This window comes from Pseudomonas fluorescens (assembly GCF_902497875.1).
Taxonomy (GTDB): domain Bacteria; phylum Pseudomonadota; class Gammaproteobacteria; order Pseudomonadales; family Pseudomonadaceae; genus Aquipseudomonas; species Aquipseudomonas fluorescens_BR.
The window spans coordinates 59,919-81,833 of the sequence record NZ_CABVHY010000022.1; the positions used below are offsets into that span (position 1 = coordinate 59,919).

General features: G+C 60.1%; 23 protein-coding genes. 8 read left to right on the plus strand and 15 right to left on the minus strand.

Translation table 11 applies throughout. The annotated features are described in order from the left end of the window. Positions 1-222, minus strand: coding sequence for a YgdI/YgdR family lipoprotein (locus tag F8N85_RS21310; RefSeq protein WP_150805501.1), 222 nt, complete (start codon positions 220-222; stop codon positions 1-3). 77 nt (positions 223-299) lie between these two features. Beyond that, entirely contained in the window at positions 300-902 is a 603-nt protein-coding gene (mobA, locus tag F8N85_RS21315; protein ID WP_150805502.1) for a molybdenum cofactor guanylyltransferase MobA, read from the minus strand. A gap of 79 nt (positions 903-981) precedes the next feature. On the opposite strand from mobA, the gene moaB reads away from it, so the two are divergent. Further along, positions 982-1,521, plus strand: a complete 540-nt coding sequence (gene moaB / locus F8N85_RS21320; RefSeq protein ID WP_150805503.1) for a molybdenum cofactor biosynthesis protein B — start codon at positions 982-984, stop codon at positions 1,519-1,521. Continuing rightward, positions 1,505-2,731 carry a gephyrin-like molybdotransferase Glp gene (gene glp, locus F8N85_RS21325; RefSeq protein WP_150805504.1) on the plus strand — a complete coding sequence of 409 codons (1,227 nt, stop codon included), beginning with the start codon at positions 1,505-1,507 and terminating at the stop codon, positions 2,729-2,731. The genes moaB and glp overlap by 17 nt, the downstream gene beginning before the upstream one ends. A 53-nt stretch (positions 2,732-2,784) precedes the next feature. On the opposite strand, the gene F8N85_RS21330 is transcribed toward glp, so the two are convergent. Continuing rightward, on the minus strand, positions 2,785-3,009 hold the full coding sequence (locus F8N85_RS21330) for a hypothetical protein (protein ID WP_150805505.1): 225 nt from the start codon (positions 3,007-3,009) through the stop codon (positions 2,785-2,787). 291 nt (positions 3,010-3,300) lie between these two features. Between F8N85_RS21330 and yegS the strand changes: the two genes are divergently transcribed. Then, positions 3,301-4,224, plus strand: coding sequence for a lipid kinase YegS (gene yegS / locus F8N85_RS21335; RefSeq protein ID WP_150805506.1), 924 nt, complete (start codon positions 3,301-3,303; stop codon positions 4,222-4,224). Here yegS and F8N85_RS21340 read toward each other — a convergent pair. From F8N85_RS21340 to F8N85_RS21350, 3 genes are all read right to left on the minus strand, one after another. Then, the gene (locus tag F8N85_RS21340) at positions 4,208-4,867 is read right to left on the minus strand and encodes a response regulator transcription factor (protein WP_150805507.1); all 660 of its coding nucleotides are present in this window, start codon (positions 4,865-4,867) and stop codon (positions 4,208-4,210) included. The two genes, yegS and F8N85_RS21340, sit on opposite strands and share 17 nt — an antisense overlap. Next, positions 4,864-5,757, minus strand: coding sequence for a sensor histidine kinase (locus tag F8N85_RS21345; protein WP_150805508.1), 894 nt, complete (start codon positions 5,755-5,757; stop codon positions 4,864-4,866). Before F8N85_RS21345 ends, F8N85_RS21340 begins: the two co-directional genes overlap by 4 nt. A gap of 254 nt (positions 5,758-6,011) precedes the next feature. Beyond that, positions 6,012-6,482, minus strand: coding sequence for a hypothetical protein (locus F8N85_RS21350; protein WP_150805509.1), 471 nt, complete (start codon positions 6,480-6,482; stop codon positions 6,012-6,014). A gap of 581 nt (positions 6,483-7,063) precedes the next feature. Here F8N85_RS21350 and F8N85_RS21355 point away from each other — a divergent pair. Together F8N85_RS21355 and F8N85_RS21360 are read left to right on the plus strand one after the other, a co-directional pair. Then, entirely contained in the window at positions 7,064-7,999 is a 936-nt protein-coding gene (locus F8N85_RS21355) for a chemotaxis protein CheV (RefSeq protein ID WP_150805510.1), read from the plus strand. A 90-nt stretch (positions 8,000-8,089) separates the two neighbouring features. Beyond that, on the plus strand, positions 8,090-8,896 hold the full coding sequence (locus F8N85_RS21360) for an MOSC domain-containing protein (protein ID WP_150805511.1): 807 nt from the start codon (positions 8,090-8,092) through the stop codon (positions 8,894-8,896). A gap of 76 nt (positions 8,897-8,972) precedes the next feature. Here the strand turns inward: F8N85_RS21360 and F8N85_RS21365 are convergent, their stop codons facing one another. From F8N85_RS21365 to F8N85_RS21400, 8 genes are all read right to left on the minus strand, one after another. Then, entirely contained in the window at positions 8,973-9,257 is a 285-nt protein-coding gene (locus F8N85_RS21365; protein ID WP_150805512.1) for a pyrimidine/purine nucleoside phosphorylase, read from the minus strand. A 77-nt stretch (positions 9,258-9,334) separates the two neighbouring features. Beyond that, complete coding sequence (locus F8N85_RS21370) at positions 9,335-9,874, minus strand: exonuclease domain-containing protein (protein ID WP_150805513.1); 540 nt, start codon at positions 9,872-9,874, stop codon at positions 9,335-9,337. Between the two features lie 52 nt (positions 9,875-9,926). Beyond that, positions 9,927-11,888: an acetyl/propionyl/methylcrotonyl-CoA carboxylase subunit alpha gene (locus tag F8N85_RS21375; RefSeq protein WP_150805514.1), complete on the minus strand. Its 1,962-nt coding sequence runs from the start codon at positions 11,886-11,888 to the stop codon at positions 9,927-9,929. A gap of 140 nt (positions 11,889-12,028) precedes the next feature. Then, entirely contained in the window at positions 12,029-12,826 is a 798-nt protein-coding gene (locus F8N85_RS21380) for an enoyl-CoA hydratase/isomerase family protein (protein WP_150805515.1), read from the minus strand. Further along, entirely contained in the window at positions 12,823-13,980 is a 1,158-nt protein-coding gene (gene atuD, locus F8N85_RS21385) for a citronellyl-CoA dehydrogenase (RefSeq protein WP_150805516.1), read from the minus strand. Before atuD ends, F8N85_RS21380 begins: the two co-directional genes overlap by 4 nt. A gap of 27 nt (positions 13,981-14,007) precedes the next feature. Beyond that, complete coding sequence (gene atuC, locus F8N85_RS21390) at positions 14,008-15,624, minus strand: geranyl-CoA carboxylase subunit beta (protein ID WP_150805517.1); 1,617 nt, start codon at positions 15,622-15,624, stop codon at positions 14,008-14,010. A 3-nt stretch (positions 15,625-15,627) separates the two neighbouring features. Next, positions 15,628-16,497, minus strand: a complete 870-nt coding sequence (locus F8N85_RS21395; RefSeq protein ID WP_150805518.1) for an SDR family oxidoreductase — start codon at positions 16,495-16,497, stop codon at positions 15,628-15,630. Between the two features lie 12 nt (positions 16,498-16,509). Next, a complete protein-coding gene (locus F8N85_RS21400) occupies positions 16,510-18,300 on the minus strand; it encodes an acyclic terpene utilization AtuA family protein (protein ID WP_150805519.1) in 1,791 nt (596 codons plus the stop codon). A 183-nt stretch (positions 18,301-18,483) separates the two neighbouring features. Between F8N85_RS21400 and F8N85_RS21405 the strand changes: the two genes are divergently transcribed. The 3 genes from F8N85_RS21405 to F8N85_RS21415 all read left to right on the plus strand — a co-directional run bounded on the left by F8N85_RS21405 (position 18,484) and on the right by F8N85_RS21415 (position 21,120). Further along, a complete protein-coding gene (locus tag F8N85_RS21405; protein ID WP_150805520.1) occupies positions 18,484-19,116 on the plus strand; it encodes a TetR/AcrR family transcriptional regulator in 633 nt (210 codons plus the stop codon). Between the two features lie 107 nt (positions 19,117-19,223). Then, positions 19,224-20,006, plus strand: coding sequence for a substrate-binding periplasmic protein (locus tag F8N85_RS21410; RefSeq protein ID WP_191636228.1), 783 nt, complete (start codon positions 19,224-19,226; stop codon positions 20,004-20,006). Between the two features lie 100 nt (positions 20,007-20,106). Beyond that, complete coding sequence (locus F8N85_RS21415) at positions 20,107-21,120, plus strand: GNAT family N-acetyltransferase (protein ID WP_150805522.1); 1,014 nt, start codon at positions 20,107-20,109, stop codon at positions 21,118-21,120. Positions 21,121-21,325: 205 nt separating this feature from the next. Here the strand turns inward: F8N85_RS21415 and F8N85_RS21420 are convergent, their stop codons facing one another. After that, positions 21,326-21,874 (minus strand): RNA polymerase factor sigma-70, encoded by a 549-nt coding sequence (locus F8N85_RS21420; RefSeq protein ID WP_150805523.1) that lies wholly within the window; start codon positions 21,872-21,874, stop codon positions 21,326-21,328. Positions 21,875-21,915: the final 41 nt, after the last annotated feature.

Sequence of the window (21,915 nt, forward strand, 5' to 3'; positions counted from 1 at the left end):
TTACAACTCCTTGACGGTACGAACCTGATCTTTATTGACGCGGGTCTGTTTGCCATCCAGCTGTTCGAATTCATAGAAGCCCGATTTTGAATCATATCGAGGGCTGTCGACAGCCTGGATTTCGCGACCGTCATTCAAGGTAATCACAGCCGGCGACGAGCAACCGGCGAGCGCCGCGAGGCCCAGTGCAAGCATAAGAGTGGAAAGGGTCCGTTGAGTCATGATGTGTCTCCTAAAATGATTATTTTTGATTAATGATCTTGAGACGTATACAGCGTGCGCAAGTTCCTTGGCTAGTGTCATTCTGATTCAGCATTGTACTGGCGCAAGAGTTCAGGGGTGTTCAGATTGGCCAGTCGCTGATCATTTTCGGGGCATTGCAAGGCCACGGCCCCCAGTCTGCGCATGAGTCTGCCGGGGCTGCGTTCACCTTCCTCCCAAGCACGTTCGAAATCACCCGCAAGCGCTGTCGGGATGATGCATAACAGCGGTTCCCAGTGCTCCCCGTGGCGCAGCATCAGCGGCTTTTCGGGATGTTGGCTGGCGGTTTCGCGCATGGCATCGAGCAGGTTGGCATCGATTTGCGGCACATCGCACGGCAGTACCAGCAGCCATTCATGGCGAGCTACCGCCAGACCGGCGCGAATGCCGGCCAGTGGGCCGGGGAAGTCGTCGATGTCGTCCTGGACCAGTTGGTCGGCAAAGGGTGCATATTTCTCCTGGTTGCGATTGCAGGAGATGATCAGATCGTCACTCAATTCACGGGTCTTGTGCTGCAGGTGAGCAATCAACGGCTGGCCTCGCCACTCCAGCAGCCCCTTGTCCTGGCCACCCATGCGTTGGCCGCGCCCTCCAGCCAGGAGCAGAATGGAGCAGGGTGGCAGGTGAGTGTTCGAGTTCATGGCGCGTCTCCACAGGGGCGGCGAAATGGGGCGCTGTGATATAACACCGGGCTGTTTCTCCTACAACTGGATCGAGCCTATGAAAGCCAAGGCTGATGTACCTTTTGCACCGTTGAATATCGCGGTGTTGACTGTCAGCGACACCCGTACCCTGGAAACCGATACCTCCGGACAGCTCTTCGTCGACCGACTGAGCGCTGCCGGGCATAACCTGGCGGCGCGGGTCCTGCTTAAAGATGATCTCTACAAAATCCGTGCGCAAGTCGCGACCTGGATTGCCGAAGACCAGGTGCAGGTGGTGCTGATCACCGGCGGTACCGGGTTCACCGGGCGCGATAGCACCCCGGAAGCCGTCAACTGCCTGCTCGATAAACAGGTCGATGGTTTCGGCGAGCTGTTCCGGCAGATTTCGGTCGCGGACATCGGCACTTCGACCGTGCAGTCCCGCGCCTTGGCCGGATTGGCCAATGGCACGCTGGTGTGCTGCCTGCCAGGTTCGACCAATGCGGTTCGCACCGGGTGGGACGGGATCCTCGCCGAGCAACTGGATTCGCGGCATCGGCCCTGCAACTTTGTCCCTCATCTGAAGCAGGCTGCAGCCTGTGAACCCCGTGGGTAAGCCGGGCAAGACCGGCGCCCTGATGCCAGTCGAAGTCGCGTTGGCCCGCTTGCTGGCGATGGCGCAAGCTTCGCCGATTCGCGAGTGCGAGCAACTGCCATTGGCAGCCCTGCAAGGCCGGGTTCTGGCTGACGATTTGATCTCGACCCTGGATCTTCCGCCCTGGCCTAACAGTGCTATGGACGGCTATGCCCTGCGGCTTGCCGATTACAGCGGTGAAGCGCTCACGGTCAGCCAACGAATATTTGCCGGCCAGGCCCCCGAGCCTTTGGCACCTGGCACCTGCGCGAGAATCTTCACCGGCGCTCCAGTGCCGGAGGGCGCCGACTGCGTCGAGATGCAGGAAAATGTCGAAGTGCTGGCCGATGGGCGGGTACGCTTGCGCGAGACGTTGCATGCGGGACAGAATATTCGCCCACAAGGCCAGGAAACCACCGTCGGTGAAGTGGTTTTGTCGGCGGGTACTCGTTTGGGGCCTATCGAGCAAGGTCTGGCCGCCTCCCTGGGCTGCGCGACACTGGCAGTGATCCGTCGGGTGCGGGTTGCGGTGCTGTCCACGGGCGACGAATTGATCGAGCCAGGACAACCGCTCGGGCCGGGGCAGATCTACAACAGTAATCGAGTGGTGCTGTGCAGCTGGTTACAGCGTCTGGGTTGTGAAGTGATCGATGCCGGGATCCTGCCCGATGATTTGCCGACTACCCGCAACCGACTCGCTGAGCTGGGGGACGTTGACCTGATCCTTTCCACTGGCGGGGTCTCGGTGGGAGACGCGGATTTTCTCGGCATCGCTTTGCGTGAAGACGGTGAACTGGCGCTGTGGAAACTCGCGATCAAGCCGGGCAAGCCGCTGACGTGTGGGCATTTTCGCGGAGTTCCGGTCATTGGCTTGCCGGGCAATCCTGCATCGAGCCTGGTGACCTTTGCCTTGCTGGCCCGGCCTTATCTGTTGCGCCGCCAGGGAGTGGAGAAGGTCGAGCCATTGCGCTTTCAAGTGCCGGCAGGGTTTGCCTGGCCCAAACCTGGTAGCCGTCGAGAGTACCTTCGAGGGCGGCTGGAGCAAGGTCGGGCAATCATCTATCGAAACCAGAGCTCCGGGGTACTGCGCAGCGCTGCCTGGGCCGAAGGGCTGGTCGAAGTGCTGGAGAATCGCACGCTGGTCGAGGGTGATTGGGTGAACTTCATTCCGTTGAGTGAAGTGCTGGGGTAAGCCGTCGGCATTGCGTCCGGTCTGAAGGACCGGGCGCAATGGCTCGCAATACCTTAATGGAGCAACACCTGCAGAAGCTGACCAAAGCGGCTGTTGGAAATCCAGGTCAGGAGAGCAATCAACACCAGTATCGCTGCTGCCGAGCAGACGAGCCTGGCCTTGATGGATCTGCCGTTAGCGGGTGTTTTATCGAGTTCCATACGGTGCTGTTCGACCTGGGTCAGTGGGAGATTTGCACGCAACTGATTCGAGCCCTTGAAGAACTTTTTATGGTTCATGTCAATTCACTTCCTTGTGTGAGGCGTCGCAGGCCTGTTGAACGCTACACCGGAACGTTCCAATATTTGCTCCTGTTGGTCAATTGGTCTGATTCCCAACCACTTGCAGGAAATTTCTCTATATAGCTTGCACGTTTACCTTGGCAACAGCGCTGAGTCGCCGGCCATTGCCTGCCGAGCGGGGTCGATGCAACGTGGCGGTTTCGAAATAAATCGATCTTTCCGGGCTTTTTTTCGATTGCCGCAGGTCAACATCCTGCAAGGCCCTTCCAATCAGTGGAGTGATGAAAGATGAGTGAGCGCAAGGCGCTATTGATTCTGCATGGCAAGCAAGCACTCAACGAACAGGTTCGCGAAGCCGTGGAAGCCAAGCGGGCGGAAGGCTGGCAACTGGCGGTGCGGCTGACGTGGGAGGCGGGCGATGCGCGGCGTCTGGTCGATGAGGCAGTCGCCGCGGGTTACACACAACTGATTGCCGGTGGCGGCGATGGCACCTTGCGCGATATTGCCGAGGCGATGACCTTGAACGCCGGCGATACCAGTCTGGTGTTGTTGCCCTTGGGCACGGCCAACGATTTTGCCCGCGCAGCCGGTGTTTCGCTGGACCCCCAGGAAGCATTGCGAATGCTCGATGTGCCAGCCCGGGCAATCGACCTGGGTGAGGTCGGAGGTCAGATATTTCTGAACATGGCGACAGGAGGCTTCGGCAGCCAGGTCACGGCCAACACTTCTGAAGACCTGAAGAAAATTCTCGGCGGGGCGGCCTATCTGTTCACCGGGCTAACGCGCTTCAGTGAATTGCATTCAGCCTACGGAGAGTTGCACGGACCGGATTTCCATTGGCAAGGTGATCTGCTGGCGCTGGGAATCGGCAATGGTCGGCAGGCCGGCGGCGGGCAACTGTTGTGTCCGCAGGCACTGGTCGATGACGGTTTGCTCGATATCAGTATTCTGCCAGCGCCGCAGGAGCTGGTTGGCACCTTGAGGGACCTGCTGTCCGGCGGCCTGGGTATCGACAACATGTTTGTCCGGGCGCGCTTGCCGTGGGTTGAAATCAAGGTCTCGGAAGGGCTGTACATCAACCTCGATGGCGAACCCATGGAGGGCGACAACCTGCGTTTTTCGGCGCGCCCGAGAGCATTGCGGGTCCATCTTGCGGCGGATTCGCCATTGCTTGGGGGGGAGGATTCATCGGCCCCTAGTCATCGAGGCTGATGATCTGTTCGCGCACGGCAAACAGCACCAGACCGGCAACGTCGTAGATCTGCAAGCGCTTCATGATCTGCGAACGATGGGTTTCGACCGTCTTGATGCTCAAACCCAGGCCGTTGGCGATTTCCCGGGTGGATTTCCCGCGGACGATCAGGCGCAGGATTTCCAGCTGGCGGGCCGTCAGATTGTGGGTTGGCGTCTGTGGCGGCGGGCTTTCCCGGGAGCGGACCAGGGCCTGATTGATCACCGTGTGAGCGATGGCCGGGCTCAGGTAGCGCTCGTTGCTGCGCAAGGCCTGCAGCGCATGTTCGAGCTCGGTGGCGGTGGTGTCCTTGAGCAGATAGCCGTGAGCACCTGACTCCAGCGCCTGCATGATCAACGCCGGGTCGGTGTGCATGGACAGAATCAGCACCTTGCTCTGCGGGCGTACGGCCTTGAGCCGTTGCAGAGCCTCCAGGCCACCGGTGTTTTTCATCGAGATATCCAGCAGGATAATATCCGGACGCAGTTTCTCGACCATCTCGAGTAACTGTGCGCCATCGCTGGCTTCACCGATTACCGCATAGCCCGGAATGTCCAGGACCAATGCACGCACACCGGCCCTGATCAGCGAGTGGTCATCCACCAGAAGTAAGTTACAGGTCAATGTAGAACCTTATGGGGGCTGGCCCGTTCGAGGGCGCGCGGGGCCCAGGGGAAGAGTGCTTCAATCCGAGTGCCCTTGCCGGGTTCGCTGGTGACAGTTAGCGTCCCACCGAGCTGAACACTCCTTTCCAGCATTCCGGCCATTCCGCATTGGCCTTCCTGCGCCGGATTGGCGGCAGGAGAGAAACCCAGGCCGTCGTCGCTGATGAACAGTGCCAGACCTTGGGGCAGCCGTTGCAGGCGTATCAGCAGATTCCTGGCCTGGGCATGGCGCAGCATGTTGGTGATGGCTTCCTGAGTAATCCTGAAGGCCGCCACAGCCATCTCTTCCGGGATACCGGTCAAGCGTTGCTGGCATTCGAGGCTCCAGTGCACCGGGGTATTTGCCAGGGTCTTGAGCAGATGCGCGCGCAAACTGGCCTCCAGCCCAAGACTGGCCAACTGTCTGGGATTGAGAATGGCCGATACATCGCGGACTTTTGTCAGGGTTTCTTCCAGGGTGTCGCAAAGCACCGAAAATTGACCGTTCAGATCTTCGGGCAAACGGCGTTTAAGCCATTCACTTTGCAGTTTTGCCGCGGTCAGCAGTTGACCAATGTCGTCATGCAGCTCTCGACTGAGTCGATGCCGTTCGTTTTCCTGTACTTGCAGCAGGCGGTCGGCCAGTTCCTGGGGCTGAAACTTGATCGATTTCAGCGAGTGACGATGTTGCACCCAGACACTGGTCAACGCCGCCAGGTTGAGCACCAATAAGCTCAAGGGCAGTGCGCTGGATTGAATGTAGATCAGCAGGCTGCCGAGGGCCGAGCAGAGACACAGCAACAGGCTGAGCTGGCGCGCGTTTTTTCGGGAGGGGGGCCAGGCGATAAAGGACTTGAGGCTAGCGTACATAGCGAATGGAGCCAATAAATGTTCGCTGCGGGTAGACCGGTCCTGGTGACTGACGGGCCTGTGTTTGAAAAGAGTGCTATGTGCAGTCCTGGTTTCAAATAAGCGCACTCGGTCGGAAGTCACTGTGCCGTAAAGTGAATCAACTAAGGCCCGGCATAATACCACCTAAGATACCGTTGGTCGCGTTCGGCATATAGGTCCGGATGGTCAGGAATTCCGCTGATTCGGACATTGGTTTTGCGGTTTTTCCACACTCATGGCTGTCTTTGCGCCAGTGACACCAGGCTGAACGGTTTCGGATGCAAGGGGACAGTGCATTGGCGTTGACCCATCTGGAAGGCCAGGGCGTTAATCAGCGTGAACTGCTCATTGTCATCAAGGCTGAGCTTGCCGGTCGTTGGATCGATGAGTTCGAGTTGCCAGGCCATCAAGCTAAAGCAGTCTTTCAACGCCCCCAGCGCCTGCTCGTGCCAATCCATGTGACTGTGCGCCTGACTCAGCAAAGCGTGAATTTGCCGAGAGAACTCGGAAACAGCCTGGATCGCCAGGGCATCGGCCTTATTGGCAAGCTTGAGCAAGGTGCTCAGCAGGCAGTCGATGGCATCCTGGTCATTGCTGATCAATAGCAGATGAGTCAGGCACTCCTCGGTCTTGGTCAATAGCGTCTCGGCTTCGAGAAGAAACTCGGGAAGTCGCTGATGCCATTCCTTTCCGTCGTTCAGCATGCTTTTCTCCACAACGTCATGTCAGGTGGGGGAATGTCGCGTGTGGCGAGCGGCGATAAGTTAATGCCGACTGTCGACGGGTGTATGTAGTCCGTTTCTGATTGTTGCTGGACCGGGAAAAACGTGCTGATTGCTCCTGGCTCATCACTCAGGCAGGAGGATGCGGGGCAGATAGCATGTGGCTGGACAGAGATTGCCAGCCGTGCGGCTTGAATGGCGCAGGCGACGAAAGAGCTCGAGAGGGCGCCAGGCCAGGATCCAGCGATTACAACCAAAAGCCTGACTCCATTCATGCAATGAGAAGGGGGTCACATTAATGGCTATTGGATATCGGGAATATCAGGTCGGGCCTGATTGTCGCTAGGGGATTCCCTTAGGCAAGGGAACCTTACACGCAAACCTGGGTCGCGCGCCGTGCAATGTATGGATGGGGCTGAGGCAATCAGTAAACCATGATGTTAATATGATATCAATTCTTTCAGTGGCCACTTGCAGCCGCGCACGCTACTGGGGTCAAGGTCGCGTGGTATCGGCCGATAACTCTCTTTAGTGAATTCATCAGAACAAGCCCAGGAGTCATAATGGCCGGCATTCTCGACACGGTAGACCAACGCACGCAGCTGGTGGGTGAGAATCGCCTGGAAATTCTCATGTTCCGTCTGGCCGGGCGCCAGCTTTTTGCGATCAACGTCTTCAAGGTGCAGGAAGTGTTGCAGTTGCCCAAGTTGACGCTGATGCCTCAGCGCCATCCGTTTGTCTGCGGAGTGGTCAATCTGCGTGGCCAGACGCTGCCGGTGATCGACCTGTCCCAGGCGATCGGCATGCGGCCATTGGTGCCAGGACCCAACAGCACGATCATCGTCACCGAGTACAACCGTTCGGTGCAGGCGTTCCTGGTGGGTGGTGTCGATCGCATCGTCAACATGAACTGGGAGGCGATCCTGCCACCGCCGACCAGCGCCGGTCGCCAGCACTACCTGACGGCCATCAGCAAGGTTGACGATCAACTGGTCGAGATCATCGACGTGGAAAAAGTCCTGGCCGAGATCGTCCCGTACAACGCCAAGGTATCCCGGGAAAAACTCGAAGACCCGCTGCTGGAACGTGCTCGCGGCCGTGAAGTGCTGCTGGTCGATGACTCCAACGTGGCCTTGTCGCAGTTGCGCGACACCCTGGGTCAGCTTGGGGTGAAGATGCACATTGCCAGAGATGGCTTGAAGGCACTGAATATGCTCAAGGCCTGGGCCGACACCGGCGTGGTCATGACCGACAAGCTGCTGATGGTCTTCACCGATGCGGAAATGCCAGAGATGGACGGCTACCGTCTGACCACCGAGATCCGCAACGATCCACGCCTGCGCGGTTTGTATGTGGTTCTGCACACCTCGTTGTCCGGCAGCTTCAACGATTCAATGGTGAAGAAGGTCGGTTGCGACAACTTTCTCTCCAAATTCCAGCCGGACAAACTGGTCGACGTGGTCCGTCAACGCTTGATGCTGGATGAAGTCACCGCCTGACGAGGCAGGGCATTGAGCACGCAGTCTGCCTTTGATTCGGCGATCAAGCTCGTATAGGGTGGCGTTTTTGGCCCAACAGGGAGCTGGCTCATGCTGCGTCTCAGCGCGCTTTATCGTTACCCACTCAAGTCCGGCAAGGGCGAACCCTTGCAACAGGTCCGCCTGGACAAGCTGGGGCTGGACGGGGATCGACGCTGGATGTTGGTGGATGAAGCCAGCGGGCGTTTCCTGACCCAGCGCGCGGTCCCGCAGATGAGTCAACTCTCGGCCTTGTGGAATGCAGCTGGCGGACTGTCACTCAGTGCCTGCGGCCTCTCACCCATCGAGGTCCCGTTGCCCACCGCAGACGCGCAACTGCGCGGCGTGACCATCTGGCGTGACACCCTGCGCGTTCCCGATGCTGGCGATGAGGCGGGCGCCTGGGTCAGCGAGTTCATCGGCAAATCCACGCGGCTGGTTCAGGTGCCGGTCGAACGCGCACGCACCACTCAGGCAGGCTACGGCAGAGACGATGATCAGGTCGCATTTGCCGATGGTTTTCCGTTGCTGCTGATCGGTCAGGGGTCGCTGGATGACTTGTCGGAACGCGTCGGCCGTGGGCTGGAGATGTTGCGGTTTCGGCCCAATCTGGTGATCGAAGGCAGCGAAGCCTATGCCGAGGATGGCTGGAAGCGCATCCGCATCGGCGATATCGAGTTCCGTGTGGTCAAGCCTTGCTCGCGCTGCATCCTCACCACCATCGATCCGCAGACCGGCGAACGCAACGCCGATCGCGAGCCCCTGGCCACGCTGCAGAAGTACCGCTCGCAAGAGGACGGGGCGATGTTCGGCCAGAATCTGGTCAACGACGGTAATGGTTGGCTTGAAGTCGGGATGCCGGTGACGATTCTCGAATGAATTGCCCTGAATAAAAAATGCCCGCATCGCGAGAGACGGGCATTTTTGTCTGTATCACAAAAACCTGTTTCAGGTTTTAGCCGCGGTATTCGCACAGATAAGCGGTGTCGACCGCAACCTTCAACTGGAACTTGCTGTTGGCCGGTACATTGAACTGGCTGCCGGCGGCGAAGGTTTCCCAGTCGCTGCTGTCTGGCAGTTTGACGGTCAGTGCGCCGGACACCACGTGCATGATTTCCCGCTGGCTGGTGCCGAATTCGTATTCGCCCGGGGCCATGACGCCGATGGTGGCCGGACCTTCGGTGGTTGCGAAGGCAATCGACTTGACGGTGCCGTCGAAGTACTCGTTGACTTTAAACATGGGCGATTCCTCGAAAAGGGCTAAAAAGGCTGGCCAGTATGCACAAGCCTAAATAGCCCGTCACCCTCTGTAGAGGCCTACGAAAGACTCAGCGGTAACAGGCGCGCGGTATTGCGTGCGTCCTCCAGGGCCCGGTGTTGTTGACCATTGAACTGCATCCCGGCCAGTTGCAGCGCACCATTGAGCCCCAGCGGTCGTTCCAGCCGACGGGCCTTGGCAAAGCGCTGCTTGAGGTTGATGTGGGGCACCTGACTCAGGGCACTGGTCAACTGCAGGCGCTGCCAATCCTGTTCCAGTTGCCGGCGATCGTACTCGCCCCAGCTGACCCAACCCACCAGCTGCGATTGATGCTGGCCAAGCCAGCGTTCGAACTGTGGCCAGACCTCGGTCAAGGTCTGCGCGGCGTCGATATTGGCTTGAGTGATGTGCGTCAGTTCACGACAGAATGGCGTCAGCTGCGGTCGACGCAACGGCCGCACGAACCGCTGAAAGCTGTCCAGCTCCCGGCCGTCGCGGGTCACCAGTGTGGCGCCGATTTCGGTGATTTCCATCTCGGTGATCGGCCAGCCGCCGTCGTCGGTTGTAGCTTCGAGATCAATTACCAGCCAGTGAGGCATTGCAGGCTTCCTGATATCCGCGTTCTGATGAACCTTGAGCGTAGCTAGATGCTTATTCGACCTCCAGTAAAATTTGTCGGTTTTGGACCTGATCGCCCCGGCTGACCCGGATACGCTTGATCACCCCGTCGATACCGGCTTTGAGCGGATGCTCCATTTTCATCGCTTCGAGCACCAGCAATAACTGGCCTTTGCTGACCTGGCTGCCTTCACTGACCAGCACGTCGACGATAGCGCCGGCCATCGGCGCTTTCAGGGTGCCGGAACTGACACTGACCTGGCTGCTGACCAGCGCCTGGGTCTGATCCCACAGCTGCAGGCTGCCGGGACGGGTGAACAGCCACAATTGCCCGGCGTCGAGCCGGTAGGCGTAGCGCCGCCGGATGCCATTGATCTCAAGGATGGCCCAGCGGCCGTCGACATCAAGCACCTTCAGTTCAAGCGTTTGCTCGGCGACCTGAATGTGCAACTGCCCGCCGGGTTGGACGTTCAGTTCCAGTAACCATTGCCCTCTCTCCAGACCGATCCGGTAGTGCAGCGGCACACTGGCGTTGTTACGCCAACCCGCCAGCTCGGCGCAATGGAGGCTGGCCGAACGCTGATAGAACAGCGCGGCGGCAATCGCCAGTGCTTCGGTGCTCGGTGTGTGTGGGTGCAGGCAGGATGCGTCGGTAAAATGCCGAGGGATGAACGCCGTGCTGAACTCACCGGCGATGAACTGTGGGTGTTCCAGCAACGTGGCCAGCAAGCGCTGATTACTCTGCAGGCCCAGCAAGACGCTGTCCTCCACCGCTCGCAGCAACTTGCGCCGCGCTGCTTCGCGGGTGGCGCCATGGGCGATGATTTTGCCCAGCAGCGGGTCGTAGAACGGGCTGACCGTCTGGCCCTCGAGCAGGCCGTGGTCGATGCGCACACCGTCTTGCAGTGCCGGTTCCCAGCGCCCCACCTGACCGGTCTGCGGCAGGAAATCCGCAGCCGGGTCCTCGGCGTACAAGCGCACTTCAATGGCATGGCCCTTGAGTTCGACCTGCTCCTGGCGCAAGGGCAACGGCAGTCCGGCGGCGACCTGCAGTTGCCAGGCCACCAGGTCGAGGCCGGTAATCAGTTCGGTCACTGGATGCTCGACCTGCAACCGAGTGTTCATTTCCAGAAAGTAAAACTGCCCGCGCTGATCCAGCAGAAACTCTACGGTGCCAGCACCGACGTAGTTCACCGCGCGACCGGCCTTGAGTGCCGCGTCCCCCATGGCCTGACGCAACTCGGCGGTCATCACCGGGCAGGGTGCTTCCTCGATGACTTTCTGATGGCGGCGCTGGATCGAGCAATCGCGCTCGCCGAGGTAGATCAGGTTGCCGTGCTGGTCGCCGAACAGCTGGATTTCCACGTGTCGCGGCTCGATCAGTGCCTGTTCCAGGATCAGTTCGTCGCTGCCAAACGCGTGCAGGGCTTCGGAGCGGGCGGTGCGGATTTGCTCCAGCAGGTCGCTGGTCTGCTGCACCAGGCGCATGCCGCGTCCGCCACCCCCGGCGCTGGCTTTGATCATCAACGGATAACCGACACGCTCGGCTTCGCGGCTCAGGGTGGCATCGTCCTGATCAACGCCTTGATAGCCGCCGATGCAGGGTACGCCAGCGGCGAGCATGGCGACTTTGGACAACCGTTTGCTGCCCATCAGCTCGATGGCCTCGGGGCTCGGACCGATAAAGACAATCCCGGCAGTCTTGCAGGCCGTGGCGAATGCCGCGTTTTCCGAAAGAAAACCATAACCGGGGTGGATTGCATCAGCGCCGCTGCGCTGTGCCGCGTCGATGATCGCGGCGATGTTCAGGTAGGACTGCTGCACGGGCGCCGGGCCGATGTTCACGGCTTCGTCGGCCAGCTGCACGTGGCGGGCATCGGCATCGGCATCGCTGAACACCGCGACCGTGCGGTAACCCAGGGCCTGAGCGGTGCGCTGGATGCGACAGGCGATTTCACCGCGGTTGGCGATCAGGATTTTGCTGAAGGCGGGCATGGGTTGATTCCCTTTGTTTTTTGCGGTGTCTGTGATGGCCCTATCGCGAGCAAGCTCGCTCCCACAGGGGTTCTTCGGGGTGAACAAAACTGGATGATCGCCTTGGATCTAATGTGGGAGCGAGCTTGCTCGCGATGCTCTTACGGCGCCCAACTTGGTGGTCTTTTTTGCGCGAAAGCGGTGGTCCCTTCGACACCTTCCGGCCCGGTCACCGCAGCGCTGAACCACTCGGCGGCCTGATCGAGCAATGCCCCTTGAGGCTGTTCGACACTGGCCAGCAACAGCGCTTTGGTCGCGGCATTGGCACCCGGGGCGCAGCACAGAACATGGGCGAGCACTTCATCAAGGCGTTCGGCCAGGGCTTGCGGATCCTGCTCGACAAAATGCACCAGCCCCAAACGCTCGGCTTCGTTGCCGTCGAACCGCGCCGCGGTCAGCGCCAGTCGGCGGGCCTGGGTCAGTCCGATGCGCTTGACCACGAACGGAGCAATCTGCGCCGGCAGCAAACCGAGGCTGGTTTCCGGCATGCCAAACTGCGCTTGATGATCGGCCAGCGCGATATCGCTGACGCAGGCCAAGCCAAAACCACCACCCAGGACCGCGCCTTGCAGCACGCAGATCACCACTTGCGGGGCTTGTTCGGTTTCTTCCAGCAGGGCGCCAAAAGCTCGGTTCAATTGGCGATACGCCTGCGGTCCCTGGGTTCGAGCATTGGCCATGTCTTTCAGATCGCCGCCGGCCGAGAAGTGCCCGCCGGCACCGCTGATGACCAAGGCGCGGATCTGTCGGTCGTCACGCACCGCGGCCAGCACCGCGCGCAACTCCGCGACCATCTGCAGACTCATGGCGTTGCGGCTTTCAGGTCGATTCAAGGTGATATGCAACACGCCGCTGTGGGGTTCCAGCAACAGCGTGTCGCAGGCGGGTAGCGGGCTCATGGTTTTTTCCCGGGCAGGATGCCCATCAGTTTGCAGATAATCCCCAGCATGATTTCGTCGGCACCGCCGCCAATCGAGACCAGTCGCACATCGCGATAGGCCCGGGCTACCGGGTTATCCCACATGAAGCCCATGCCGCCCCAGTATTGCAGGCAACTGTCGCTGACTTCGCGGCCCAGGCGCCCGGCCTTGAGCTTGGCCATGGAGGCGAGACGCGTGACATCCTGGCCCTTTATGTATTGCTCGGTGGCCTGATAGACCAGTGCACGCAGGCATTCGATTTCGGTTTGCAGTTCGGCCAGGCGGAAATGGATCACCTGGTTATCGATCAGCGCGCTGCCGAAGGTCTTGCGCTCCTTGCAGTACTCGATGGTGCTGTCGACGCAGTACTCCAGGCCTTTGATCATGTTCGCCGCGCCGAATAGCCGTTCTTCCTGGAACTGCAGCATCTGCATCATGAACCCGGCGCCTTCATGGCCAATACGATTGCGCTTCGGCACGCGCACGTTGTCGAAAAACACCTGGGCGGTTTCCGAACTGCGCATGCCGAGCTTGTCCAGGTGCGCGCTGAGACTGATGCCGGGGCTGTTCATCGGCACCATGATCAGCGATTTGTTGACGTGGGGTTTGTCGTCGGAGGTGTTGGCCAGCAGGCAGATGAAATCGGCGCTTGGCGAGTTGGTGATCCACATCTTGCTGCCGTTGATCACATAGTCGTCGCCGTCTTGGCGGGCAGTTGTTTTCAGCCCGGCGACGTCGGAACCGGCGCCGACTTCGGAGACCCCGATGCAGCCGACCTGTTCGCCGCTGATGGCCGGGCGCAGGAACTCTTCGCGCAACTCATCGGAGCCGAAGCGCGCCAGCGCCGGGGTGCACATGTCGGTCTGAACGCCGATGGACATCGGAATGCCGCCGCAATGAATGGTGCCGAATTCTTCGGCGGCGACTATCGAATAGCTGTAATCGAGGCCCATGCCGCCGAATTTCTCCGGCTTGGAAATCCCCAGCAGGCCGAGTTCGCCGGCCTTGCGAAAAATCTCATGGATCGGAAAGCGCCCGGCCTTTTCCCACTCCTCGACGTGAGGGTTGATCTCGCGATCGACAAAGTGACGCACCGTGCGACGCAGTTCTTCGTGTTCCTGGGTGAAGATCATTTTTATTGTTCTCCTTAGGCCGAGTGGTCAGAAACGGGCGATACCAAAGCTGTTGGGTTGTAGCTGACGAACTTCGGCCTCGTGGCAAATATCCAGCAGATAACCCAAGAGTATCCGCGTATCCCGTGGATCGATCAGGCCGTCGTCCCACAGATTGGCGCTGGCGTACAGCGCGGTGGACTGGCTGTCGAGCTTGTGCGCGGTGACCTGTTCGAGCATGTCGAGCATCTTCGGGTCGGGGATCAACCCGTCCTTGGTCTGCTTGGCTTCGGTGACGATGCGCAACACCTTGCCGGCCTGGGCGCCGCCCATTACTGCGGTGCGGCTGTTGGGCCAGGCGAAGATGAAGCGTGGGTCGAGACCGCGGCCGCACATGGCGTAATTGCCGGCGCCGTAGGAACCGCCGACGATCAGGGTCAGTTTCGGCACGCGGGCATTGGCCACCGCCTGGATCATCTTTGCGCCGTGCTTGATCACACCCTGCTGTTCCGACTCGGTACCGACCATGAACCCCGTGGTGTTGTGAAAGAACAGCAGCGGCGTCTGGCTCTGGTCGCAGAGCTGAATGAACTGCGCGGCTTTGCTCGCGCCCTTGGGGGTGATCGGACCGTTATTACCGAGAAAACCGCAGGCGCGGCCCTGAATCTGTAAATGGCCACAGACGGTCTGCTGATCGAACTCGCCCTTGAACTCGAGGAAGTTCGAACCATCGGCAATCCGGGCAATGATCTCGCGCACGTCATAGGGTTTTTTCGGGTCATCGGGAATCAGCCCGAGCAGCTCGTCGATGGGGTAGAGCGGTTCTTCCCAGTGTCGCGCAGGCGTTAAAGGTAACCGCGCATTCCACGGCAACAGGCTGACAATCTCGCGCACCTGCCGCACGCCATCGGCATCGTTCTCGGCCAGGTATTCGGCGGTGCCGGCAGTTTGCGCGTGCATCTGGGCGCCGCCCAGTTCTTCATCGGTGGCGACTTCGCCGGTGGCGGCTTTAAGCAGCGGCGGGCCGGCAAGAAACAGCTTGGCCTTGCCGCGCACCACCACCACGTAATCCGACAACCCCGGCTGATAAGCACCGCCAGCGGTTGCGGAACCGTGGACCACCGTGATCTGCGGTAAACCCATGGCCGACATCCGTGCCTGGTTGGCAAAGCTGCGAGCACCCTCGACGAAAATCTCCGCGGCGTAATTGAGGTTGGCGCCGCCGCTTTCGGCGAGGGTGATCACCGGCAGTTTGTTCTCCATGGCGATCTGTTGCAGGCGCAGGGATTTTTTCAGGCCACTGGGGGAAATGGTCCCGCCCTTGATCGCGCTGTTGTTGGCCACCACCAGCACCCGAATGCCGGATACGTAGCCGATTCCGGCGATCAAACCGCCACCGGCCGAGCTGCCGTCCTTGTCGTCGTGCAACTTGTAGCCGGCCAGGCTCGCCAGCTCGAGGAAGGGTGCGCCGGGGTCCAGCAGCAGATTGAGGCGTTCACGGGGCAGCAGTTGTTCGCGCTTGTCGAACCTGGGTTTGGCTTCGGCGGCCTTGTTCAACAGGTTTTGTTCGAGCTGGCGGACGTGCTCGATGCCCACCAGCATTGCCGCGCGGTTGTGAGCGAACTGTTCGCTGAACGGGTCTACTTGCGACTGAATGGCCGGCATCGCTTATTCCTTGTCTTTGAGCACATCGGGCCAGTAGGCCCGGTGAAAACCGTTGTACGATTCGCTGTTCTGCGCCTTGTGGATCGGCCAGGCGCGGCCTCCCAGGCTGGCGGCACCGTCGATGCGCAGGGTACTGCCGCTGATAAACGCCGCCGCCGGGCTGAGCAGGAACACAATCGCCGCGCTGACCTCCGACTCGGTGCCGATGCGCTTGAGCGGCACATGTTCGCGCAAGGTCGGAATCACTGCCTTGAACGCCCCTTCATAGGTGTCCATACCGCTGGAGGCGATCCAGCCGGGTGCCACGGCATTGACCCGGACCCCGGCGTGGCCCCATTCGAAGGCGGCGGTCTTGGTGAAGTTGTCCATGCCCGAACGCGCCGCGCCGGAATGGCCCATGCCGGGCATGCCGCCCCACATATCGGCGAGCATGTTGACGATCGCGCCGCCGTGTTTGCTCATGGATTGGTTGAAGACTTCCCGGGCCATCAGGAACCCGCCGACCAGGTTGGTTCGCAGCACAGTTTCAAAGCCCTTCTGGTTGATCGATGCCAAGGGGGCCGGGTATTGACCACCGGCATTGTTCACCAGACCGTGAATCGGTCCGTGTTTCTCAATGAGTTGGCTGATCAGCACGGTGACCGCGTCTTCGTCGCGGATATCGCAGGTCTGGTAACTGGCTTGACCGCCGTCTTCGAGAATTTCCGCGGTGACGGTTTTCAGCTTGTCGGCCTTGCGTCCGATCACTATGACATGGGCGCCGAGGGCCGCCAGTTCGTGGGCGGTGCACCGGCCGATGCCGCTGCCGCCGCCAGTGACAATGAGGGTCTGACCAGCGAACAGATCGGCTTTGAAGATGGAGTTATAGGCCACGACGACAGTCCTCTAGTTCACAAGGTCGGCGATGCTCTGGGGCACCGGAATCTGGATGTCCAGCAGTTGCTGGGCGAAGGCCTTGCCTTGCGGGTCGATCCGCAGGCTGGCGACACCGCCGCCGCCCAAGGCGTTTTCCAGGAGAAAATTCAGGCTGTGGGTGCCCGGCAGATACCAGCGCTCGACCCGCCCGTGGACCGGGTCGAGGACATGGCTCATCCAGTCGACGATCACGGCCGGGGTCAAGGCTTCGGCAATCCACGGCAGGAATTGCGGCTCGCGGGCCATAACCCCGATATTACTGTGATTGCCCTTGTCGCCAGAGCGTGCGACTGCCAGCTTGACCAGCGCCACACTGGCGTCGGCGCGGCCCTCGGCCCTGGGCGGCTCGAACGGGACGGGCAGGGCGGCGGGATCTAGCTGATCGAGTTCGGGCAGGGCGCAGACATGCCGTTGTCCGGCCAGATCGATGTCGAGTTGGCAGGCGGATTTTTCGATCAGGAACGAGAACAGCCGGATCAGCGGGTATACCGTCGGCCGGCCACCGACTATCCCGGTCAGCCCCGGCGCCATGCCGGTCGCGGCCTGGGCGATTTCCCGGGAGAACAGCACCAGCGCTTGTTTATCCGGATGGCGCACCGCCAGCTTGATCACCACTTCGCGGCTGTCCTGGCGTCGGCCATGGGGGCCGTAAGTGGCTTCGCTGCCGAGCAGTTCGATATTCACTTCGCTGTACGGTGCCCAACCGCGCAGGCTGAACATTTCCGCGGTCTTGGCGATGATCGCCTGGCTGACCCGCTGCGCCTTGGCGACGGCATCGATCCCGGCTATCAGACAACTGGCGGTGCAACGGAAACCATCCGGGTAGGTGGCGCTGACTTTGTAGTGGGCGGTGGGTGGAAGGCCTTTGGCACCGTGAACCCGGACCGCGTTCTTGCCTTGTTGCTGGAGCTTGACCTGGGTGAAATCGCAGACCACGTCGGGCAGCAGATAGGCTTGCGGGTCGCCGATTTCATAGAGCAATTGTTCGCCCACGGTCAGCGCCGTGATCAACCCGCCGGAGCCTTCGGGCTTGCTCAGGATGAATTGGCTGTCGGCGCTGACTTCGACAATCGGGAAGCCGATGTGCTCGTAGTCCGGCACCTCGCGCCAGTCAGTGAAGTTGCCGCCGGTACAGTGGGCGCCGCATTCGATGAGGTGTCCGGCCAGTGCGGCCTGGGCCAGTTTGTCGTAGTCATGCCAGGACCAGCCGAACTCATGCACCAGCGCGGCGCTGACCACCGCGCTGTCGACCACTCGCCCGGTGATGACGATATCCGCCCCAAGACGTAATGCCTCGACGATACCCGGAGCGCCAAGATAGGCATTGGTCGAGACGCACAACGCTGGCAGCGGCGCGCCGCTGAACATTTCATGAATGCCGCGGCCGCTCAATTGCGGGAACTGCGGTTGCAGGTCATCGCCGAGCAGCACGGCGATCTTCAGCGCCACCCCCGCTTGATCGCAGGCCGCCTGCAGCGCCGCGGCACAAGCCTTGGGATTGATCCCGCCGGCGTTGCTGACGACGCGGATGTTCTGTCGGGAAATTTCCGGGAGCAACGGGCTGAGGACTTCGACGAAATCAGTGGCGTAACCGGCCCGGGGATCTTTCATCCGCGCCCCGGCCAGCAGTGACATGGTGATTTCAGCCAGGTAGTCGAACACCAGATAATCCAGGCGGCCACCTTCCACCAATTGCCCCGCGGCGGTAGAAGTGTCGCCCCAGAACGCGCTGGCGCAACCGATACGCACGGTCCTGCTCATGACTGAGACCTTCTGCGATAGAATTGGCTTGAGATTACCAAGCAAGCGCTTGGTTTGTAAACGCTGAAAATATCTTCTATCCAAGCGCTTGCTTGGTGGTCCTCGCCAGCTAAAATGCCCGCGCAACCTCCCGGTTTACCGGGCGGCCGTACCCTTGATTGAAGCGCATACAGGAGAGAACGCTTGGACGAGCAAAAAGCCCTGCTGGTAATGCGCGACCTGGTCGACAAGGGGCAACTGACCGACCCCGAAAGTGCCCGTGGAAAATTGCTGCAAACGGCCGCTCACCTGTTTCGCAACAAAGGCTACGAACGCACCACGGTGCGTGACTTGGCCGGCGCCGTGGGTATCCAGTCCGGCAGCATCTTTCATCACTTCAAAAGCAAGGATGAAATCCTGCGCGCGGTGATGGAGGAAACCATCCTCTACAACACCGCGCTGATGCGTGCATCCCTGGCTGAAGCGAGCAGCGTGCGCGAACGGGTGCTGGCGTTGATCCGTTGCGAGCTGCAATCGATCATGGGCGGCAGCGGCGAAGCGATGGCGGTGCTGGTGTATGAGTGGCGCTCGTTGTCCGAAGAGGGTCAGGCCAGGGTGCTGGCGCTGCGCGATATCTACGAACAGATCTGGCTGCAGGTGTTGGGGGAGGCCAGGGACGCCGGCTATGTCCGAGGCGATGTGTTTATCACCCGGCGCTTTTTGACGGGTGCCTTGTCCTGGACCACCACCTGGTTTCGTGCGGAGGGCAGCATGAGTCTCGATCAACTGGCCGATGAAGCGCTGATCCTGGTACTGGCAGATCCTCAGCGAATGTAACGCAACTGACTAAATACTCGGTACCACGTTGTTTAAGTGGGTGAAAACGCCTAGCTTGTCTGGCTTGACGGTATTTCCTGGGGTGGGTCGCTTTGAGGTCTTTGCCAATGCGGACGGCTTCGCGGATGTTGTGGGTTGCGCTCGGTGCGCTATGGATTCTGCCCGCTTCGGCAGCGCAGCTGGTACGGGTCGGCGCAGCGCATTTCCCACCCTATACCGTGCGCCCGGAAACCGGTGCCGATACGGGGCTGCTGCCGCAGTTGGTCGAGGCCTTGAACCAGTTGCAAAGCGACTATCAGTTTGTGCTGGTGCCGACCTCGATTCCCCGGCGTTTCGGCGACTTCAAACAAGGCCGGATCGATATGGCGATCTTCGAGAACCCCGATTGGGGCTGGAAAGAAATTGCTCATTCGAGCGTCGACATGGGCCTGGAAGATGCCGAAATATTTGTCGCGCAACGCAAACCCGATCACCAGCAAAACTATTTCACCGACTTGAAAGGCAAGCGTCTGGCGTTGTTCAGCGGTTACCACTACGCCTTCGCCAACTTCAATGCCGACCCCAAATACCTCGCCGATAACTACAGCGCCACGCTGACCTATTCCCACGACAGTAATCTGCTCATGGTGCTGCGGGGCAGGGCAGACATTGCGCTGGTGACGCGTTCATATTTGAGCGACTACCTGCTGCGCAATCGCAAGGTGGCAGACCAACTGCTGGTCTCCGAGCGTATCGATCAGGTGTATCACCACTATGCACTGATACGCCCGACCGCACCGATCAGCGGTGAGGCGTTCGGCGAGCTGCTCAAGCGTCTGCGGGAAAACGGCGAAATGCTGAAGATTTTCGATCCGTACCAGATCGCCGTCATGCCAGTGGCGCAAAACTGAAATGACCCCAGCAAGCCGCTGATTGCATTGTCCCCCTAAATTTCCTGCTCCGGCTCACGTCACATCGTTGAACAGTCAACGCTTACCGTGAGCCCGACCCATGTCCAATCTGAATGACCTGACATCCCTGCTCCTGCCCCTGGGCCGCAGCCTCAGCGCCGATCAAAGCGAAAGCCGGCTGAGCCTGATGCTCGAAGGACAGCTGCTGATCCAACTGAGTCTGGAGCGTGATCCTGATCTGCATCTACGGGTCTGCGAACGCTACGGCCGTGCCCTCGGGCAGGCACTGTGGGCCGCGTGTTACTGGCTGTTTGCCCGTGACCCCGAATGTCGGCAGCTGACCTGGCACCTTGATGAGCGACCGGATGAGGCATTGCTCAGTGGTCTGCTGGTTACGACGCCAAATGCTGGCCAGTACCTGTGCGAGCGCGCCCTGTTCTGGCAACTGCCGCAACCCTGGTTGGGCGAGTCAGCGTCAGGCAGTTATCCGCAGCAGATGATGATCAGCGACGGCAAGCGTCATCCACGTCGCGCGCTGAAACCTCGCGGCGAAGTCTATCGACGTTTCGATGCGCGCCTCGGCGCGTGGGTCTCTCTGCGGACCGTGGAAATCGACAACGATCTGGCCCGCTTCAACCGCTGGCAGAACAGCCCGCGGGTGCTGAACTTCTGGCAGGAAGGCGGCAGCCTCGAGCAGCACCACGACTACCTGAGCAAGCTTGAGGCCGATCCGCACACCCTGACCCTGATTGGCTGTTTCGACGATCAGCCATTCGCCTACTTCGAAGCCTATTGGGCGAAGGAAGATCGCATCGCCCCGTTCTATGACGCCGGCGATTATGATCGGGGGATCCATATGCTGGTCGGAGAAGAAAACCATCGCGGCCCGCACAAGGTCGCGAGCTGGTTATCGGCGCTGGTGCATTACCTGTTTCTCGACGATCCGCGCACCCAACGGGTGGTGGCCGAGCCGCGTGCCGACAATGCACGGATGATCAGCCATATGCAGAATCAGTGTTTCCACTGCGAGAAAGAATTCGACTTCCCGCACAAGCGCGCGGCATTGATGATCCTGGGGCGAGAGCGTTTTTTTGATCGCTGTGCGTTGGCGTGAGGTAGGGGGCGCGACACCCATCTACTGTGGCGAGGGGGCTTGCCCCCGCTGGGTCGCCTAGCGGCCCTAAAACTGGCCAGCGCATTGTGTCAGGCACACCGCGTGCACCGATTTTACGACTGCTTCGCAGCCGAACGGGGGCAAGCCCCCTCGCCACAAAATGGATTACCAACCAAAGGTTTTCGAAGTTTCCCTGCCACCTATCTCAACGCCGGGCAAAGGTATCGCCACGATTGCCCGAGACCTTGCGGCAATGCACCAGGGCATCGCGAATCATGAAGTTCACCAGGGTCGGCGAGACGCCCAGTTCCTTGGCGATGTCTTTTTGCGGGACCCCGTGCAGGCGGTACATCTCAAAGGCGTAGCGGGTGCGGCCAGGGAGTTCGGTCAGGGCGTCGGCAATGTTTTCCAGGGTGGAAAAATTGATGTGCGAGGTTTCGGGTGACGCGCCATGAATGACCACATTCAAGCCTTCCTCTTCGGTACCCGAATACTTCTGCTCCAGCGCCTGCTTGCGATAGTGGTCGATCGCCAGGTTGCGCACGATCTGGAACAGATAGCTGAGCTGGGCCTTGAATGACGATGTGATCTGCGGTGCCGATTGCAGGCGGAAAAAAGCGTCCTGTACCACGTCTTCGGCGCGGGAGCGGCAGCCGGTTATGCGTGCCGCGATTTTCACCAGGATCAAGCGGTTATCGACGAATGCCTGGAGTATCGGTGAATCGCACCTGCTTGTGGACATTGGTTCCGTCATGGAAATCACCTTGCTGCGAAGTAGTTAGCGAGACGGCCATG